This is a genomic window from Pseudomonas sp. GW821-FHT07B01, from assembly GCF_059419065.1.
On record NZ_JBWKRA010000035.1, the window covers coordinates 24,885 to 40,220 of the forward strand.

The 15,336-nt window shown below is 60.1% G+C and carries 15 protein-coding genes; 10 read left to right on the forward strand and 5 right to left on the reverse strand.

Features of this window, described 5'->3' with window-relative positions; genetic code table 11:
* Nucleotides 1–3: 3 nt before the first annotated feature.
* The gene (locus tag AC07S6_RS25755) at nucleotides 4–897 is read right to left on the reverse strand and encodes a LysR family transcriptional regulator ArgP (protein WP_054896698.1); all 894 of its coding nucleotides are present in this window, start codon (nucleotides 895–897) and stop codon (nucleotides 4–6) included.
* A 100-nt stretch (nucleotides 898–997) separates the two neighbouring features.
* Here AC07S6_RS25755 and AC07S6_RS25760 point away from each other — a divergent pair, with 100 nt between their 5' ends.
* The 5 genes from AC07S6_RS25760 to AC07S6_RS25780 all read left to right on the forward strand — a co-directional run bounded on the left by AC07S6_RS25760 (nucleotide 998) and on the right by AC07S6_RS25780 (nucleotide 8,146).
* Nucleotides 998–1,597 carry a LysE/ArgO family amino acid transporter gene (locus tag AC07S6_RS25760; RefSeq protein ID WP_197882604.1) on the forward strand — a complete coding sequence of 200 codons (600 nt, stop codon included), beginning with the start codon at nucleotides 998–1,000 and terminating at the stop codon, nucleotides 1,595–1,597.
* Nucleotides 1,598–1,775: 178 nt separating this feature from the next.
* Nucleotides 1,776–2,372: a superoxide dismutase gene (locus AC07S6_RS25765; protein WP_003175739.1), complete on the forward strand. Its 597-nt coding sequence runs from the start codon at nucleotides 1,776–1,778 to the stop codon at nucleotides 2,370–2,372.
* Nucleotides 2,373–2,933: 561 nt separating this feature from the next.
* The gene (locus AC07S6_RS25770; protein WP_313043478.1) at nucleotides 2,934–4,985 is read left to right on the forward strand and encodes a putative bifunctional diguanylate cyclase/phosphodiesterase; all 2,052 of its coding nucleotides are present in this window, start codon (nucleotides 2,934–2,936) and stop codon (nucleotides 4,983–4,985) included.
* A 126-nt stretch (nucleotides 4,986–5,111) separates the two neighbouring features.
* The gene (locus AC07S6_RS25775) at nucleotides 5,112–6,449 is read left to right on the forward strand and encodes an imelysin family protein (RefSeq protein WP_014719674.1); all 1,338 of its coding nucleotides are present in this window, start codon (nucleotides 5,112–5,114) and stop codon (nucleotides 6,447–6,449) included.
* A gap of 242 nt (nucleotides 6,450–6,691) precedes the next feature.
* Nucleotides 6,692–8,146, forward strand: a complete 1,455-nt coding sequence (locus tag AC07S6_RS25780) for a TrkH family potassium uptake protein (protein WP_003193780.1) — start codon at nucleotides 6,692–6,694, stop codon at nucleotides 8,144–8,146.
* Here AC07S6_RS25780 and AC07S6_RS25785 read toward each other — a convergent pair.
* Nucleotides 8,103–9,161 carry an AraC family transcriptional regulator gene (locus tag AC07S6_RS25785; protein ID WP_034128534.1) on the reverse strand — a complete coding sequence of 353 codons (1,059 nt, stop codon included), beginning with the start codon at nucleotides 9,159–9,161 and terminating at the stop codon, nucleotides 8,103–8,105. The two genes, AC07S6_RS25780 and AC07S6_RS25785, sit on opposite strands and share 44 nt — an antisense overlap.
* A gap of 160 nt (nucleotides 9,162–9,321) precedes the next feature.
* Here AC07S6_RS25785 and AC07S6_RS25790 point away from each other — a divergent pair, with 160 nt between their 5' ends.
* Nucleotides 9,322–9,633 (forward strand): Mpo1-like protein, encoded by a 312-nt coding sequence (locus AC07S6_RS25790; protein WP_060763606.1) that lies wholly within the window; start codon nucleotides 9,322–9,324, stop codon nucleotides 9,631–9,633.
* 10 nt (nucleotides 9,634–9,643) lie between these two features.
* On the opposite strand, the gene AC07S6_RS25795 is transcribed toward AC07S6_RS25790, so the two are convergent.
* Nucleotides 9,644–9,982, reverse strand: a complete 339-nt coding sequence (locus AC07S6_RS25795; protein WP_495113309.1) for a hypothetical protein — start codon at nucleotides 9,980–9,982, stop codon at nucleotides 9,644–9,646.
* 14 nt (nucleotides 9,983–9,996) lie between these two features.
* Here AC07S6_RS25795 and AC07S6_RS25800 point away from each other — a divergent pair, with 14 nt between their 5' ends.
* Together AC07S6_RS25800 and AC07S6_RS25805 are read left to right on the forward strand one after the other, a co-directional pair.
* Nucleotides 9,997–10,179, forward strand: a complete 183-nt coding sequence (locus tag AC07S6_RS25800) for a hypothetical protein (protein ID WP_014719677.1) — start codon at nucleotides 9,997–9,999, stop codon at nucleotides 10,177–10,179.
* Nucleotides 10,180–10,282: 103 nt separating this feature from the next.
* Nucleotides 10,283–11,479 (forward strand): MFS transporter, encoded by a 1,197-nt coding sequence (locus AC07S6_RS25805; protein WP_197884144.1) that lies wholly within the window; start codon nucleotides 10,283–10,285, stop codon nucleotides 11,477–11,479.
* On the opposite strand, the gene arfB is transcribed toward AC07S6_RS25805, so the two are convergent.
* Both arfB and AC07S6_RS25815 read right to left on the reverse strand, forming a co-directional pair.
* Entirely contained in the window at nucleotides 11,476–11,889 is a 414-nt protein-coding gene (gene arfB, locus AC07S6_RS25810) for an alternative ribosome rescue aminoacyl-tRNA hydrolase ArfB (protein WP_003193787.1), read from the reverse strand. The genes AC07S6_RS25805 and arfB overlap by 4 nt on opposite strands.
* Before the next feature lie 107 nt (nucleotides 11,890–11,996).
* Nucleotides 11,997–13,415, reverse strand: coding sequence for an amino acid permease (locus AC07S6_RS25815; protein ID WP_014719679.1), 1,419 nt, complete (start codon nucleotides 13,413–13,415; stop codon nucleotides 11,997–11,999).
* A gap of 647 nt (nucleotides 13,416–14,062) precedes the next feature.
* Between AC07S6_RS25815 and AC07S6_RS25820 the strand changes: the two genes are divergently transcribed.
* Together AC07S6_RS25820 and AC07S6_RS25825 are read left to right on the forward strand one after the other, a co-directional pair.
* Nucleotides 14,063–14,200, forward strand: coding sequence for a hypothetical protein (locus AC07S6_RS25820; protein WP_003237751.1), 138 nt, complete (start codon nucleotides 14,063–14,065; stop codon nucleotides 14,198–14,200).
* A 73-nt stretch (nucleotides 14,201–14,273) separates the two neighbouring features.
* On the forward strand, nucleotides 14,274–15,233 hold the full coding sequence (locus AC07S6_RS25825) for a M29 family metallopeptidase (protein ID WP_197884143.1): 960 nt from the start codon (nucleotides 14,274–14,276) through the stop codon (nucleotides 15,231–15,233).
* Nucleotides 15,234–15,336: the final 103 nt, after the last annotated feature.

Below are 15,336 nucleotides of genomic sequence, written 5' to 3' on the forward strand. Positions count from 1 at the left end.
CCATCACTCCAACGGCACCAACCAATGACCACACACATCGGCCAGATGGTCGGTCAACAAGCCCAACAGTTGCCCGCCACTGCGCCAATGATGCCAGTACAGCGGCACATCGATGGGCTTATCTGGCAATAACTCGACCAACACGCCGGTTTCCAACTGGTCACGCACTTGCAATTCAGGCACCAGGCCCCAGCCCAGGCCGGCTTCCGTCAGGCGGATAAAGCCTTCGGATGACGGGCATAGATGGTGTTCGAAACCACCGTCCACTCCCAGGGACGCCAGGTAGCGGTGCTGCAGGAAATCATCCGGGCCGAACACCAGCGCAGGCGTGCGCGCCAATTGGTCGGCCCGCACGCCTCCAGGAAAATGCCGCGCCAGAAAGGCCGGGCTGGCCAGCGCCCGATAACGCATGGCGCCCAGCAACAGGCTGCGAGCACCGGCCACAGGACGCTCGCTGGCACAAATGCAGGCCGCCACTTCACCGGCGCGCATGCGCTTGAGGCCCACGGTCTGGTCTTCGACCACCAGGTCCAGCAACACATGCTGTTCGGCGCAGAAGTCGCTGACTGCCTCGGCCCACCAAGTGGCGAGGCTGTCGGCATTCAGGGCAATGCGCAGGCGCTCAGGCATGCCCTCCTCGTCCAGGGCCGGCACCTGGCTTTGCAGGTCACGCTCCAGCAAACGCACCTGCTGCACATGGTTGAGCAGGCGCCGACCGATATCGGTGGGCGTTGGCGGCGAGGCCCGTATCAACACCGGCTGGCCGACGCGCGCCTCCAATAGCTTGATGCGTTGGGAGATGGCTGATTGCGACAGCCCCAACACCTGGGCACCGCGCTCAAAGCCGGCTTGTTCCACCACCGCCGCCAAGGCGGAAAGCAATTTATAGTCGAACATCAGTTTCTCTAATGAGCGATCAGCAATATTGGTTTTTCTTATACAGCCCCGACCCGCACCATAGCCAGCATCGTTTGAGCATCAACAAGGATCTCCCTCTATGTGGCAAAGCTATATGAACGGTTTGCTGGTGGCCCTCGGGTTGATCATGGCAATCGGCAGCCAAAATGCATTCGTACTCGCGCAGAGCCTGCGCCGCGAACATCACTTACCCGTGGCGGCGTTGTGTGTGATCTGCGACGCACTGCTAGTGGCCGCTGGGGTATTCGGGCTGGCCACCGTGCTGGCGCAGAGCCCGATACTGCTGGCGGTGGCACGCTGGGGCGGCGCAGCGTTCTTGCTCTGGTACGGCGCATGCGCGCTACGCAGGGCCTGCTCGAAACAGAGCCTGGACCAAAGCGACAGCCTCAAGACACGCTCAATGCGCGCCGTGCTGCTGAGCGCTTTGGCGGTCACCTTGCTCAACCCCCATGTCTACCTGGACACCGTCCTGCTGATCGGCTCCCTGGGCGCGCAACAAACCGAACCGGGTGCTTATGTAGCCGGAGCAGCCAGTGCCTCGTTCCTGTGGTTCTCCACCCTGGCGCTGGGCGCGGCATGGCTGGCACCCTGGTTGGCACGCCCGGCCACCTGGCGCCTGCTGGACGTGCTGGTGGCCGCGATGATGTTCTCGGTGGCCTATCAACTGATCCGTGCCTGAGCAATATTCCAAAACGCTCTGGAACCTCTATCCCACACAGTTGTTGCGTGGTTATGCCGCACCCCCGGTGCTATGATCGGACCCCTGCGCCGCAAAGAGTACAAACTCCCCGGCGCATGTTTGGCCGCCCGTGATCGGCCGTGCGCTCACCGCAACTGACCTGATTAGGAGAATCATCATGGCTTTCGAATTGCCGCCGCTGCCCTACGCACACGATGCCCTGCAGCCGCACATCTCCAAGGAAACCTTGGAGTACCACCACGACAAGCACCACAACACCTATGTCGTGAACCTGAACAACCTGGTGCCTGGCACCGAGTTCGAAGGCAAGACCCTGGAAGAGATCGTCAAGTCTTCCTCGGGCGGCATCTTCAACAACGCCGCTCAGGTCTGGAACCACACTTTCTACTGGAACTGCCTGGCGCCGAACGCCGGCGGCCAACCAACCGGCGCACTGGCTGAAGCCATCAACGCTGCGTTCGGTTCGTTCGACAAGTTCAAGGAAGAGTTCACCAAGACTTCGGTCGGCACCTTCGGTTCCGGTTGGGGCTGGCTGGTGAAAAAAGCTGACGGTTCCCTGGCCCTGGCCAGCACTATCGGCGCCGGCAACCCGCTGACCAACGGCGACACCCCGCTGCTGACCTGCGACGTCTGGGAACACGCCTACTACATCGACTACCGCAACGTGCGTCCAAAGTATGTAGAAGCGTTCTGGAACCTGGTCAACTGGAAGTTCGTGGCTGAGCAGTTCGAAGGCAAGACCTTCACTGCCTAAGCGACGCTTGCAGTAAAAAGAGCCCGGCGATTGCCGGGCTTTTTCATGGGCGCCCTGATTGCCATGCCAGAAATCCCGGAACCCAACGGTAACTATTCACCACACAAACGCCAGGAGGAATAAACCTCCTGAATCAATGTGGAGAATGACAATGGATCCTATTTCAACGGCCGCGGGTGCAGTGCCAATGTTATCCGGTCTTCTTGAGAAGGGAATGGACCTGGCGAAAAGCGCACTGGACTTGACGGGCAAACTCGTAGACATAGCGGGTGAACAATCAAAGGTCGGAGGGGAAGAGCAACAGCCGGAGGGTAAGATCAATTTTTAAGAGCGAAGCCAAGTAGAAGGCGGATCTGCTCCGCCTTCTTCTCTGCCAGGCATCCAGCCCACGCCAGGCCCTCGGCCCACGTCTCAAACGTCCTGACATAGGCAGGTATCCCCCACGCATATCCAGCTCCCCTCAATTAATCTCAAGCCCGAATGTCCCTTTGACTGCCATCACCAGATTGCCAATACTCATGGCATATTGACGGCCACCCGCATGAGACAAGGAATGCCCCTTTGAAGCTGGAACTCAAGAACAGCTTGTCGGTGAAGTTGCTACGGGTTGTGCTGCTGTCGGCATTGATCGTGGGTGTGGCGCTGAGCGTGGCGCAGATCGTTTTTGATGCCTACAAGACGCGCCAGGCCGTGGCGGAAGATGCCCAACGCATCCTCGACATGTTTCGCGACCCCTCGACCCAGGCCGTGTACAGCCTGGATCGCGAGATGGGCATGCAGGTGATCGAAGGTCTGTTCCAGGACGATGCTGTGCGCCTGGCCTCTATCGGCCACCCCAACGAGACCATGCTGGCGGAAAAAAGCCGCGCGTTGCAGCAGTCTCCCAGCCGCTGGTTGACCGACCTGATTCTTGGTCAGGAACGCTCCTTTACTACTGCGTTGGTCGGCAAGGGCCCCTACAGCGAATATTACGGCGACCTGAGCATCACCCTCGACACCGCCACCTATGGCCGAAGTTTTCTGGTCAGCTCGGTCATCATCTTTATCTCGGGCGTATTGCGCGCCCTGGTCATGGGACTGGTGCTGTACCTGGTGTATCACTGGATGCTCACCAAACCGCTGTCGCGGATGATCGAGCACCTGACCTCGATCAACCCGGACCGTCCCAGCGAGCACAAGATCCCTCAGCTCAAGGGTCATGAACGCAACGAACTGGGGCAGTGGATAAACACCGCCAACCAATTGCTCGAATCCATTGAGCGCAATACCCACCTGCGCCACGAGGCCGAGTCCAGCCTGTTGCGCATGGCCCAGTACGACTTCCTGACCGGCCTGCCGAACCGCCAGAAGTTGCAGGCGCAACTGGACAAGATCCTAACGGACGCTGGCCGCCGGCAACGCCGTGTCGCGGTGTTATGCGTTGGGCTGGATGACTTCAAGAGCGTCAACGAGCAATTCACCTACCAGGCCGGCGACAAACTCTTGCTGGCCCTGGCCGACCGCCTGCGCGCCCATAGTGGCCGCCTGGGCACGCTCGCCCGCCTGGGCGGCGACCAGTTCGCACTGGTGCAAGCCGATATCGACCAGCCCTACGAGGCCGCCGAACTGGCACAAAGCATCCTCGATGACCTGGAAGCTGAATTCGCCCTCGACCACGACCTGATCCGCCTGCGCGCCACCATCGGCATCACGCTGTTTCCGGAAGATGGCGACAGCACCGAGAAGTTGCTGCAAAAAGCCGAGCAGACCATGACCCTGGCCAAGAGCCGCTCGCGCAACCGCTATCAGTTTTATATCGCCAGCGTCGACAGCGAAATGCGCCGGCGCCGTGAACTGGAGAAAGACCTGCGCGATGCCCTGAGCCGCGAGCAGTTCCACCTGGTGTACCAACCGCAAATCAGCTATCGCGACCATCAGGTGGTCGGCGTGGAGGCCCTGCTGCGCTGGCAACACCCGGAACATGGGCTGGTACCGCCGGACTTGTTTATCCCGCTGGCGGAACAGAACGGCACCATCATTCCCATTGGCGAATGGGTGCTGGACCAAGCGTGCCGGCAATTGCGCGAATGGCATGACCAGGGTTTCACGGCGCTGCGCATGGCCGTCAACCTGTCCACTGTGCAACTGCACCACACCGAGTTGCCGAGGGTGGTCAACAACCTGATGCAGATCTATCGCCTACCGCCGCGCAGTCTGGAGCTGGAAGTCACCGAGACCGGCCTGATGGAAGACATTAGCACCGCCGCTCAGCATCTGCTGAGCCTGCGTCGCTCCGGGGCGCTGATCGCCATTGATGACTTCGGCACCGGCTATTCCTCCCTGAGTTACCTCAAAAGCCTGCCACTGGACAAGATCAAGATCGACAAGAGCTTCGTGCAGGACCTGCAGGACGACGACGATGACGCAACCATCGTGCGCGCCATTATCCAATTGGGTAAAAGCCTGGGCATGCAGGTGATTGCCGAAGGGGTGGAGACCGCCGAACAGGAGGCCTACATCATCTCCGAGGGGTGCCATGAAGGGCAGGGTTATCACTACAGCAAACCGCTGCAGGCCCGGGAGTTGACGGCTTATCTGAAGCAGTCCGAACGTAATAACGCCGTGAGTCTTTGAATTTACACTTCGATACTCAATATTTCCCGCGTATAAGCCTTTACACAAAATGCAAATCTTTCGCATTATGTCGCAGCGTTTGCGCTCCCCGCGCGCCCTTTCAACAACCGAAGCAGGATGTTCGCCATGATTCGTATGCCCCTGGCCACCGCCAGTCTGCTGGCCATTGCCATTTCTCTCGCCGGTTGCGGCGAAGGTAAAGACAAGGCCGCCGCGCCCCAGGCACCCGCTGCCGCCAGCACTACCGCACCGGCGGCTGCCCCGGCAGGCCAGGTCGACGAAGCAGCCGCCAAGGCCGTGGTCGCGCACTATGCAGACATGGTGTTTGCGGTGTACAGCGATGCCGAATCCACCGCAAAAACCCTGCAGACCGCAATCGATACTTTCCTCGCCAACCCGAACGACGAAACCCTGAAAGCGGCCCGTACCGCCTGGATCGCCGCACGCGTACCCTACCTGCAGAGCGAAGTATTCCGCTTCGGCAACACCATCATCGATGACTGGGAAGGCCAAGTGAACGCCTGGCCCCTGGACGAAGGCCTGATCGACTACGTCGACAAGTCCTACGAGCACGCGCTGGGCAACCCAGGTGCCAACGCCAATATCATCGCCAACAACGAGATTCAGGTGGGCGAAGACAAGGTCGACGTCAAGGAGATCACCCCGGAAAAACTCGCCAGCCTCAATGAGCTGGGCGGTTCCGAAGCGAACGTCGCCACCGGCTACCACGCCATCGAATTCCTGCTGTGGGGCCAGGACCTCAACGGCACCGGCCCAGGCGCGGGCAACCGCCCGGCGTCGGACTACATGACCGGTGACGGTGCAACCGGCGGTCACAATGAGCGTCGCCGCACTTACCTGCGTGCCGTCACCCAACTGCTGGTCAGCGACCTGCAGGAAATGGTCGACAACTGGAAGCCCAACGTCGAAGACAACTACCGCGCCACCCTGGAGTCGGAACCGGGCACCGACGGCTTGCGTAAAATGCTGTTCGGCATGGGCAGCCTGTCCCTGGGCGAGCTCGCCGGGGAGCGCATGAAAGTGTCCCTGGAAGCCAACTCGCCGGAAGACGAGCAGGACTGCTTCAGCGACAACACCCATTACTCGCATTTCTACGACGCCAAGGGCATCCGTAACGTCTACCTGGGCGAATACACCCGTGTTGACGGCACCAAGCTGACCGGCGCCAGCCTGTCGTCTCTGGTGGCCAAGGTCGACCCGGCAGCCGACGCAGCCCTCAAGGCTGACCTGGCAGCCACCGAAGCGAAGATCCAGGTGATGGTTGACCACGCCAACAACGGCGAGCACTACGACCAGTTGATCGCCGCTGACAATGAAAAGGGCAACCAGATCGTGCGTGACTCGATTGCCGCCCTGGTCAAGCAGACCGGCTCGATCGAAGCCGCTGCTGGCAAGCTGGGCATCAGCGACCTGAACCCGGACAGCGCTGATCACGAGTTCTGATCAAGCGCAGTTGAAAGAGGCGACCTGCGGGTCGCCTTTTTCATGCGCGCAATAACTGCCGCCGTTATACCTGTGGGAGCTGGCTTGCCTGCTCCCACATTGGATTGCGGGGCGTCAGGTGGATATCCGCCGGCTGGCAAGCCAGCTCCCACAGGGGTTCTCCATCAACCGGCTGCCCTTGGTTTACAAGACCTGCACCGCAGGTAGAATGGCGCCTCTGCCCAATCACCCGAGCGAACTTCATGGCGTTGCCGACCCTGCGCATCATCGGTTTCATCATCGGCATCTTCCTGATCACCCTTGCGGTCGCCATGGTGATCCCGATGGCGACCCTGGTGATCTTCGAACGCACCAGCGACCTGCCCTCGTTCCTGTGGGCCAGCCTGATCACCTTTATCGCCGGGTTGGCGTTGGTCATTCCTGGCCGCCCCGAGCACGTGCACCTGCGCCCCAGGGACATGTACCTGCTGACGGTCAGCAGTTGGGTGGTGGTGTGCATCTTCGCCGCCCTGCCCTTTTTGCTGACCCAGCACATCAGCTACACCGACTCGTTCTTCGAAAGCATGTCCGGCATCACCGCCACCGGCTCCACCGTGTTGAGCGGCCTGGACAGCATGTCGCCGGGCATCTTGATGTGGCGTTCGTTGCTGCACTGGCTCGGCGGTATCGGCTTTATCGGCATGGCGGTGGCGATCCTGCCGCTGCTGCGCATTGGTGGCATGCGCCTGTTCCAGACCGAATCCTCGGATCGCTCGGAAAAGGTCATGCCTCGTTCACACATGGTGGCGCGCCTGATCGTGGCGGCGTATGTGGGCATCACCATCTTCGGCAGCCTAGCCTTCTGGTGGGCCGGAATGGGCGTGTTCGATGCGATCAACCATGCGATGTCGGCGATTTCCACGGGTGGGTTTTCCACCTCGGACGAGTCCCTGGCCCATTGGAAACAACCGGCGGTGCACTGGGTCGCGGTGGTGGTAATGATCCTTGGCAGCTTGCCGTTCGCCCTGTACGTGGCCACTTTGCGCGGTAACCGTCGAGCGCTGATCAAGGACCAGCAGGTGCAAGGCTTACTCGGCCTGTTGCTGGTGACCTGGCTGGTACTCGGCACCTGGTACTGGTGGACCACCAACCTGCATTGGCTCGATGCCTTGCGCCATGTGGCGCTGAACGTGACGTCTGTGGTGACCACCACCGGCTTTGCACTGGGGGACTACAGCCTGTGGGGCAACTTCTCACTGATGCTGTTCTTCTACCTGGGCTTTATCGGCGGCTGCTCAGGCTCCACCGCAGGCGGTATCAAGATCTTCCGTTTCCAGGTGGCCTACATCCTGCTCAAAGCCAACTTGAATCAGTTGATCCATCCCCGCGCGGTGATCAAGCAGAAGTACAACGGCCATCGCCTCGACGAGGAGATCGTGCGCTCGATTCTGACTTTTTCGTTTTTCTTCGCCATTACCATCTGCATGATCGCCCTGGCCCTGTCACTGCTGGGCGTGGACTGGATGACCGCATTGACCGGCGCCGCCAGTACCGTTTCCGGCGTCGGCCCCGGCCTGGGCGAAACCATCGGCCCGGCCGGCAACTTCGCCACCCTGCCGGATGCCGCCAAGTGGATCCTGTCCCTGGGCATGTTGTTGGGACGCCTGGAGATCATCACCGTGTTTGTGTTGTGCATTCCGGCGTTCTGGCGTCACTGACCGACGACATTTGCTGCAAGCGCGCCCGGTATTCACCGGGCGTGGCATCGAACCAGCGGCGAAACGCGCGGAAAAAGTTGCTCGGGTCGGCAAACCCCAACAGGTAGGCGATTTCCAGCAAGGTCATGCTGGGTTGTGCCAGGTACTGCTCGGCCAGTTCGCGCCGGGTGTCATCAAGCAAGGCCTGGAAACTGGTGCCCTCCTCCTGCAAACGCCGCTGCAAGGTGCGCTGGGACAGGTGCAGCGTCTGGGCCACCGCTTCGCGCTTGGGCTCGCCCTGAGGCAACAGGCGGCACAGCACCTGACGCGCCTTATGGGTCACGCGGCTTTCGGAAAAACGTGCCAGGTATTCACCGGCAAAGCGATCATGCAACAGCGCCATGGCTTCGTTGGCCGTGGGCAGCGGCGCCTCCATGTCAGCCTGCTCGAAAATCAGCGCGTCATAGGGTGCATTGAATTGCAAAGGCGCATGAAAGGCCTGTTGGTAGGGCGCCAGGTCCGCTGGCTGCTCGCCTTGCAGCAGCACTTTGCGGGGCTGCAGGGTGCGCCCGGTGAGCCAGCCACACAGGGCCAGGGCGCTGGCCAGCGAGGCTTCGGCGCTTTGACGGGTGGGCGGCAGGTGATCGCCATGCACCGTCAGAATCAACGCATAGCCTTCGGGTAACAGTCGAAAACTCAAATCAGCGCTTTCGGCGATGATGCGCTGGTAGCGCACCAATCGCATAAAGCCTTCGGCCAGGGTGTTGCTGGACATCAACGCATAACCGGCAACGTGAAACGAGGCCGGGCGCACCACCTTGCCCATGTTCAGGCCAATCGCCGGGTTACCCGACACCTCTACCGCGCGTTGCCACAGGCGGGTCATGGCGTCTTGCGGGAAGCGCGCATCGGGATCACTGAGGGCCGCATAATCCAGGCCCAGTTGCTTGAACAAGGCACGGCAATCCAGGCCATCCATTTCCAGCGCCTTGACGATGCCCATCGCCCAGCTTGCAGAAGTTGTTCGTTCGCTCATGGCGTCTTCTTGTTGAAAGCAGGCTCAAACGGCAGCCAGGAAGCCAAGGATACTAAAGTGGCATCTATTGTCACTGGCTGTTACCACTGATCACTCTAGACTCAAATAAGCTCCCCGCCGCACACCCGTTGGCGGCACAACAACCAGAGGGCCGGTGACCGTGGAAAACATCAAGAAATACAACAGTTTTGCCGAGTTCTACCCGTACTACTTGGCCGAGCATGGCAACAGCACCTGCCGACGCCTGCACTTTATCGGCACCACCCTGGTAATAGGCATTCTCGCGTACGCCATCGGCAGAGGCTCATTGGTTCTGCTGCTGGCGTTGCCCCTGGCGGGCTACAGCTTTGCCTGGATTGGCCACTTCTTCTTCGAAAAGAACCGCCCCGCCACCTTTCAGCACCCGTTCTACAGCTTGCTGGGGGATTTTGTGATGTACCGCGACATGATCCTGGGCAAGGTGCCGTTCTAGGGGTGTGACCTCATGTCACTTGCGCCAGAACCATTAAAAATTGTGCATCTGTGGAGATAAAAGTCTTTTTGTCATTTACGGTGCTGTATCCTGCCAAGGCTTTTTGAGAGCGCGGAATCACCTGCGATTGAAAAAACAGACCTTGCGAGGAGCGACCACGATGCACGAGATACCTAATCTCCCCTTCCCAAGCCTGCACCCAACTGAGCAGCCAACACCGCAGCAGGCCAGCGACAAGCAGCCTGAGGCCAAAGAAGCAAAACCAGTCGAGCGCGAAAGCCGAGACTGACGCCGTACCAGACCGTGTGGAAAGCGCGCCTTTGAGCGCTTTCCACACTGCCTGAATCATCCGAGACCGTCACTATGACCACTTCCCCTTCCGACACGCCGGACGCCGCTGTACTCGACGCTGCCTTGCAGATGGTCGAAGTCTGGAACCGCCTCAGTGCCGACAAGCAAGCAGCACTGCTCAAGCGCTTTGGCACCCAGGAAAACGCTTTGGCTGCCCTGGTGACCACTCAATTGCTGGCCCCCACCCAAGCTTGATCGGCTTTAGAGCTGACGTTTTACATTTTTGCCGCCCTGCCTGGCCTGCGCGCCGGTATCATTAGCAGCCTATCTTTACCTGCTGCGACAGTGGATCCCTCCCATGCCAGATACCCAGCGCCCCATGGCGGTCACGCTGCAAGTTGTTTCCATCGTGCTGTTTACCTTCATCGGCTATTTGAATATCGGCATCCCCCTGGCCGTATTACCGGGCTATGTCCATAGCCAGCTGGGCTATGGCGCCGTCATCGCCGGGCTGGTGATCAGCGTGCAATACCTGGCAACCCTGCTGAGCCGCCCCTATGCCGGTAAGATCATCGACAATCTGGGCAGCAAGCGCGCCGTGCTGCTCGGCTTGGTGGGCTGCGGTTTGAGTGGCGTGTTCATGTTGTTTGCGGCGTGGTTTTCCAGCCTGCCGGCTATGAGCCTCGGCTGCCTGCTGGTCGGGCGGCTGGTGCTGGGCAGCGCTGAAAGCCTGGTGGGTTCGGGCGCGATTGGCTGGGGCATTGGCCGTGTCGGCGCGGCGAACACGGCCAAGGTTATTTCCTGGAACGGCATCGCCAGCTACGGCGCGCTGGCGGTCGGTGCGCCGCTGGGGGTGCTGCTGGTCAGCCATTTTGGGCTGTGGAGCATGGGCGTCAGCATCATTCTGTTGGCCGTGCTGGGTGTGCTGTTGGCCTGGAAAAAACAAGCGGCGCCGATTGTGCCCGGCATCCGTTTGCCGTTCATGAACGTGCTGGGCCGCGTGCTGCCCCATGGTTGCGCGCTAGCGCTGGGCTCCATCGGCTTTGGCACCATCGCCACCTTTATCACGTTGTATTACAGCACCCAGCACTGGGATAACGCGGTGTGGGCCTTGAGCCTGTTCGGTGCCAGTTTTATCGGCGCACGCTTGCTGTTTGGCAATTTGATCAACCGCATTGGCGGTTTTCGCGTCGCAATCGCCTGCCTGTCAGTGGAAGTGCTGGGCCTGCTGTTGCTGTGGCTGGCGCCGGATGCCCAACTGGCGTTGGCGGGTGCGGCGTTGAGCGGTTTCGGCTTTTCCCTGGTGTTCCCGGCGCTGGGGGTAGAGGCGGTCAACCTGGTGCCAGCCTCCAGCCGAGGTTCGGCGGTGGGCGCCTATTCGCTGTTTATCGACTTGTCCCTGGGCATCACCGGGCCGCTGGCGGGCGCCGTGGCGGCAGGTTTTGGCTTTGCCTCAATCTTCCTGTTCGCCGCCCTCGCAGCTTTCGCCGGTTTGCTGCTGAGCGTCTACCTGTACCGCCAGGCGCCCAAGGCCCGCGAAACACGCGACGCCTAGAAGTCGACCTTGCCGCGCCCGGCCTTGATGCTGCCGCGCTTGGTCTTGGACTCCAGGCGGCGTTTCTTCGAGCCCAGGGTAGGCTTGGTCGGACGGCGTTTTTTCTCGACCTTGGTGGCGCTCTGGATCAACTCCACCAGGCGCTCCAGCGCATCGGCGCGGTTCTGCTCCTGGGTGCGATATTGCTGGGCCTTGAGCACCAGCACGCCTTCGCTGGTGATCCGGCTGTCACGCAGTGCCAGCAAGCGTTCCTTGTAGAACTCCGGCAACGAAGACGCCGGAATATCAAACCGCAGGTGCACCGCACTCGACACTTTATTGACGTTCTGCCCACCGGCACCCTGGGCGCGAATGGCGGTCAGCTCAATCTCGGCATCGGGCAGCTGTACGTTGTTGGAAATCACCAGCATGTAACACGGTCCTCCGGAAGAAGCCCTAGGATACGCGAATGCACCTTGGCCATCCCCTCAAACAACAAACCCGGCACAAGGCCGGGTCTGCTCAACAACATTGAAGCTTACTTCACCGCGGGGACCGCCATATCCATGGACTGCTGCGCCCGCTTGTTCTTGACCCAGTAACAAACGCCCATGAACGCCACCCACACCGGGATCGCGTACACCGAGCGGTCAATGCCCGGAATCATCAGCATGGTGCCCAGAATAAACACCACGAACGCCACGCAGATGATGTTGCCATACGGGTACCACAACGCCTTGAACAGCGGCACCTGGCCAATGCGGTTCATGTGCTGGCGGAACTTGAAGTGGGAGAAGCTGATCATCGCCCAGTTGATCACCAACGTGGCCACCACCAGCGACATCAGCAGTTCCAGCGCGTCATGGGGCATCAGGTAGTTCATCAGCACCGCCACCAGAGTGATCGCCGCCGAGGCCAGGATCGAACGCACCGGCACGCCGCGCTTGTCGATTTTCGCCAGGGCCTTGGGCGCGTCGCCCTGCTCGGCCATGCCCAAGAGCATGCGGCTGTTGCAGTAGGTGCCGCTGTTGTACACCGACAGCGCGGCGGTCAGCACAACGAAGTTGAGGATATGCGCGGCGGTGTTACTGCCCAGCATCGAGAACACCTGCACGAACGGGCTACCGCTGTAGGCATCGCCGGAGGCGTTGAGGGTCGCCAGCAGGCTGTCCCACGGTGTGAGCGACAGCAGTACTACCAGGGCACCGATGTAGAAAATCAGGATGCGGTAGATCACCTGATTGATCGCCTTGGGGATCACGGTACGTGGCTGGTCGGCTTCGGCAGCGGTAAAGCCGAGCATTTCCAGGCCGCCGAAGGAGAACATGATGATCGCCATGGCCATCACCAAGCCGCCGACGCCATGGGGGAAGAAACCACCATGCTCCCACAGGTTGCTGACCGAGGCTTGCGGGCCGCCGCTGCCGCTGACCAGCAGGTAGCTGCCCAAGGCAATCATGCCGACGATCGCCACCACCTTGATGATGGCGAACCAGAACTCGGCTTCACCGAAGACTTTGACGTTGGCCAGGTTGATCGCGTTGATCAGCACGAAGAAGGCCGCCGCAGAGACCCAGGTCGGGATCTCCGGCCACCAGTAGTGCACGTACTTGCCGACGGCCGTCAACTCCGACATACCCACCAGAATGTACAGAATCCAGCAGTTCCAGCCCGACAGGAAGCCGGCGAAACCGCCCCAGTACTTGTGGGCAAAGTGGCTGAAGGAGCCGGCGACCGGCTCCTCGACAATCATTTCGCCAAGCTGGCGCATGATCATGAAGGCGATAAAGCCGCAGATGGCATAGCCCAGGATCATCGACGGACCGGCGGATTTGAGCACCCCGGCCGAGCCCAGGAACAGGCCGGTGCCGATGGCGCCACCGAGGGCGATCAACTGGATATGCCGGTTTTTCAGGCCGCGTTTCAGCTCGCCTGAAGAAGAATGGGGTCCACTCATGAAAAGGGTCTCACGCAAGGTTTGAAGAGTTGAATGCAGGTTGCTGCCTTGAATTACCGACTCAAGCAGCGCCGCTCAAACCCCAGCGCAGGCACCAGGAGTACAGCGTCTTTCTAATGGTCATGCGTCACCTGTTTGTTTTTATCTGTGACGAAATCGAACCCGTCCGGCTCGTGGCCAGGCGGAGTGATCAGGGGGATCAAACCCTGAGGTCTTGGCCTTTTGCGTGGATACGCAAGGGGGGTCACAGTAAAACGCGGCGCATTGTACACCGCTCGACAGCTTCGGCACGCACCGGGAAAGTGCACGAGCGATTCTGTCAGCTAATGCTTACATCGGCGCGCCCCCCAACAAAGCCAGGGCAGTTGCGTAAATCTATCGTTACACCCCGGAAAATCCGCGTTACAGCCAGACTTTGGCAACCCTCAACGAAATTCTGTCGGTAAGCAATGCCTGAAGAATCGCTTCAGCCAATTCACTGTTTTGCCTGAATAAAAAAATCTGCCGGAAAACAGAAGAAAAAATCCAAATGAAACCGTGTCAATAAATTTTTTGCATTTCGAAACACTCTCTTCTAGGTTCTTTGCACTTGCCCGCGAAGCCCGTGGGCAAGCCGTTCTCAATCAACGTCCTCTAGGAGATACACCATGCAAGCACTGGAAAAAGACCTGGAAACCGAACTGCAACTCGACGATTGGTTTGAAGCGCCGACCCATGAGGCCGCCGTTGAAATGATGCAAGCCGATGCCGTTGTGCCTTTTGGCACCGCGATGTGGCCTTTCTAATACCCGGCAGGCATCCGGCAGGCGCTGTGCACGGCGCCTGCCCCCTTACCCAAGGCACAGAAGGACACTCGTCATGGACAAGGCCCGCGCCGTCGAACATTTTCTCTACTACCTGGCACACCACCCCGCCCTCAACGGCCTGAACCGCCCCACCGTGTTGCTGGGCCACACCGAGCGCTATGACGCTATCGCCCAAGCGATTACCCACGGCAGCGCGGCCCGCTTCAACTTTCAACTGCAACGCCTGGACCTGGCGCCCAGCGACACCCTGTCCCAGGCCATTCAAAGCTGCGACCTGTACCTGTTTCTCTATGATTCCTCCACGCTGCCCAACCCGCGCGCCGAAGGTCCGGACTTTATCCGTGCCCTGCAAGGCGTGATGGCCGAGCACTGGAAAAAATCCCTGCTGTTCAAGGATTACGGCGACTATTTCTACGACACCTTCAGCGTCGAGCCCCAACGCATCGCCGACCTCAACGCCACACTGATCCGGCGCATGACCCAGGCCAACGTGCTGAGCTTTACCGACAAACACGGTTCGCGCCTGGAAGCGCCGATGAGCAGCATCAAGAAGTGGACCAATATCAACGGCGTCGGCAACCACGACCTGGCGCCCGGCGAAATCGCCACCCACAGCGAAGCCATCAACGGCCAGGTGCGGTTTGTCGGCACCTTCCTCAGTACCATCCCCTTTGCACGCAAATACGGCGTGCTGCAATCCCCGTTGGAGTTATGGATCGAGAACTCCACCGTTTGCAGCGTGGCCAGCGAAGTGCCGGGGCTGGCAGATGACTTCAACAAGTACCTGAATGCCAACCCGTCCAACCGTCGCGTGGAGGAGTTGGGGATTGGCACCAATGAAGGGGTCAAGGACCTGTATGCGCGCAATGCCGGGTTTGAAGAGCGTCACTGCGGGCTGCACCTGGGCTTGGGTGGCGGGCAGAAAGGCAGTCATCACCTGGACCTGATCTTTGCCAGTGGAGTATTGGCGCTGGATGACAAGCCGGTGTTTGATGGCGCCTTTGCCTTTTAAAAGACCGTCAGACGTGTAGAGATCCCTGTGGGAGCCGGGCTTGCCCTAATGCCAGTCAGTTAAGAGCTAGAGCAGACAACCAGTGACTTGTGGCGAGGGAGCT

Bases quoted from the DNA above. Each gene is read 5' to 3' on its own strand.
- AC07S6_RS25795 (WP_495113309.1), bottom strand. From the start codon at position 9,982: ATGATTCAGGCAGTGTGGAAAGCGCTCAAAGGCGCGCTTTCCACACGG.
- AC07S6_RS25760 (WP_197882604.1), top strand. From the start codon at position 998: ATGTGGCAAAGCTATATGAACGGTTTGCTGGTGGCCCTCGGGTTGATC.
- AC07S6_RS25755 (WP_054896698.1), bottom strand. From the start codon at position 897: ATGTTCGACTATAAATTGCTTTCCGCCTTGGCGGCGGTGGTGGAACAA.
- AC07S6_RS25765 (WP_003175739.1), top strand. From the start codon at position 1,776: ATGGCTTTCGAATTGCCGCCGCTGCCCTACGCACACGATGCCCTGCAG.
- AC07S6_RS25815 (WP_014719679.1), bottom strand. From the start codon at position 13,415: ATGAGTGGACCCCATTCTTCTTCAGGCGAGCTGAAACGCGGCCTGAAA.
- AC07S6_RS25780 (WP_003193780.1), top strand. From the start codon at position 6,692: ATGGCGTTGCCGACCCTGCGCATCATCGGTTTCATCATCGGCATCTTC.
- AC07S6_RS25800 (WP_014719677.1), top strand. From the start codon at position 9,997: ATGACCACTTCCCCTTCCGACACGCCGGACGCCGCTGTACTCGACGCT.
- AC07S6_RS25775 (WP_014719674.1), top strand. From the start codon at position 5,112: ATGATTCGTATGCCCCTGGCCACCGCCAGTCTGCTGGCCATTGCCATT.
- AC07S6_RS25820 (WP_003237751.1), top strand. From the start codon at position 14,063: ATGCAAGCACTGGAAAAAGACCTGGAAACCGAACTGCAACTCGACGAT.
- AC07S6_RS25805 (WP_197884144.1), top strand. From the start codon at position 10,283: ATGCCAGATACCCAGCGCCCCATGGCGGTCACGCTGCAAGTTGTTTCC.
- AC07S6_RS25825 (WP_197884143.1), top strand. From the start codon at position 14,274: ATGGACAAGGCCCGCGCCGTCGAACATTTTCTCTACTACCTGGCACAC.
- arfB (WP_003193787.1), bottom strand. From the start codon at position 11,889: ATGCTGGTGATTTCCAACAACGTACAGCTGCCCGATGCCGAGATTGAG.
- AC07S6_RS25785 (WP_034128534.1), bottom strand. From the start codon at position 9,161: ATGAGCGAACGAACAACTTCTGCAAGCTGGGCGATGGGCATCGTCAAG.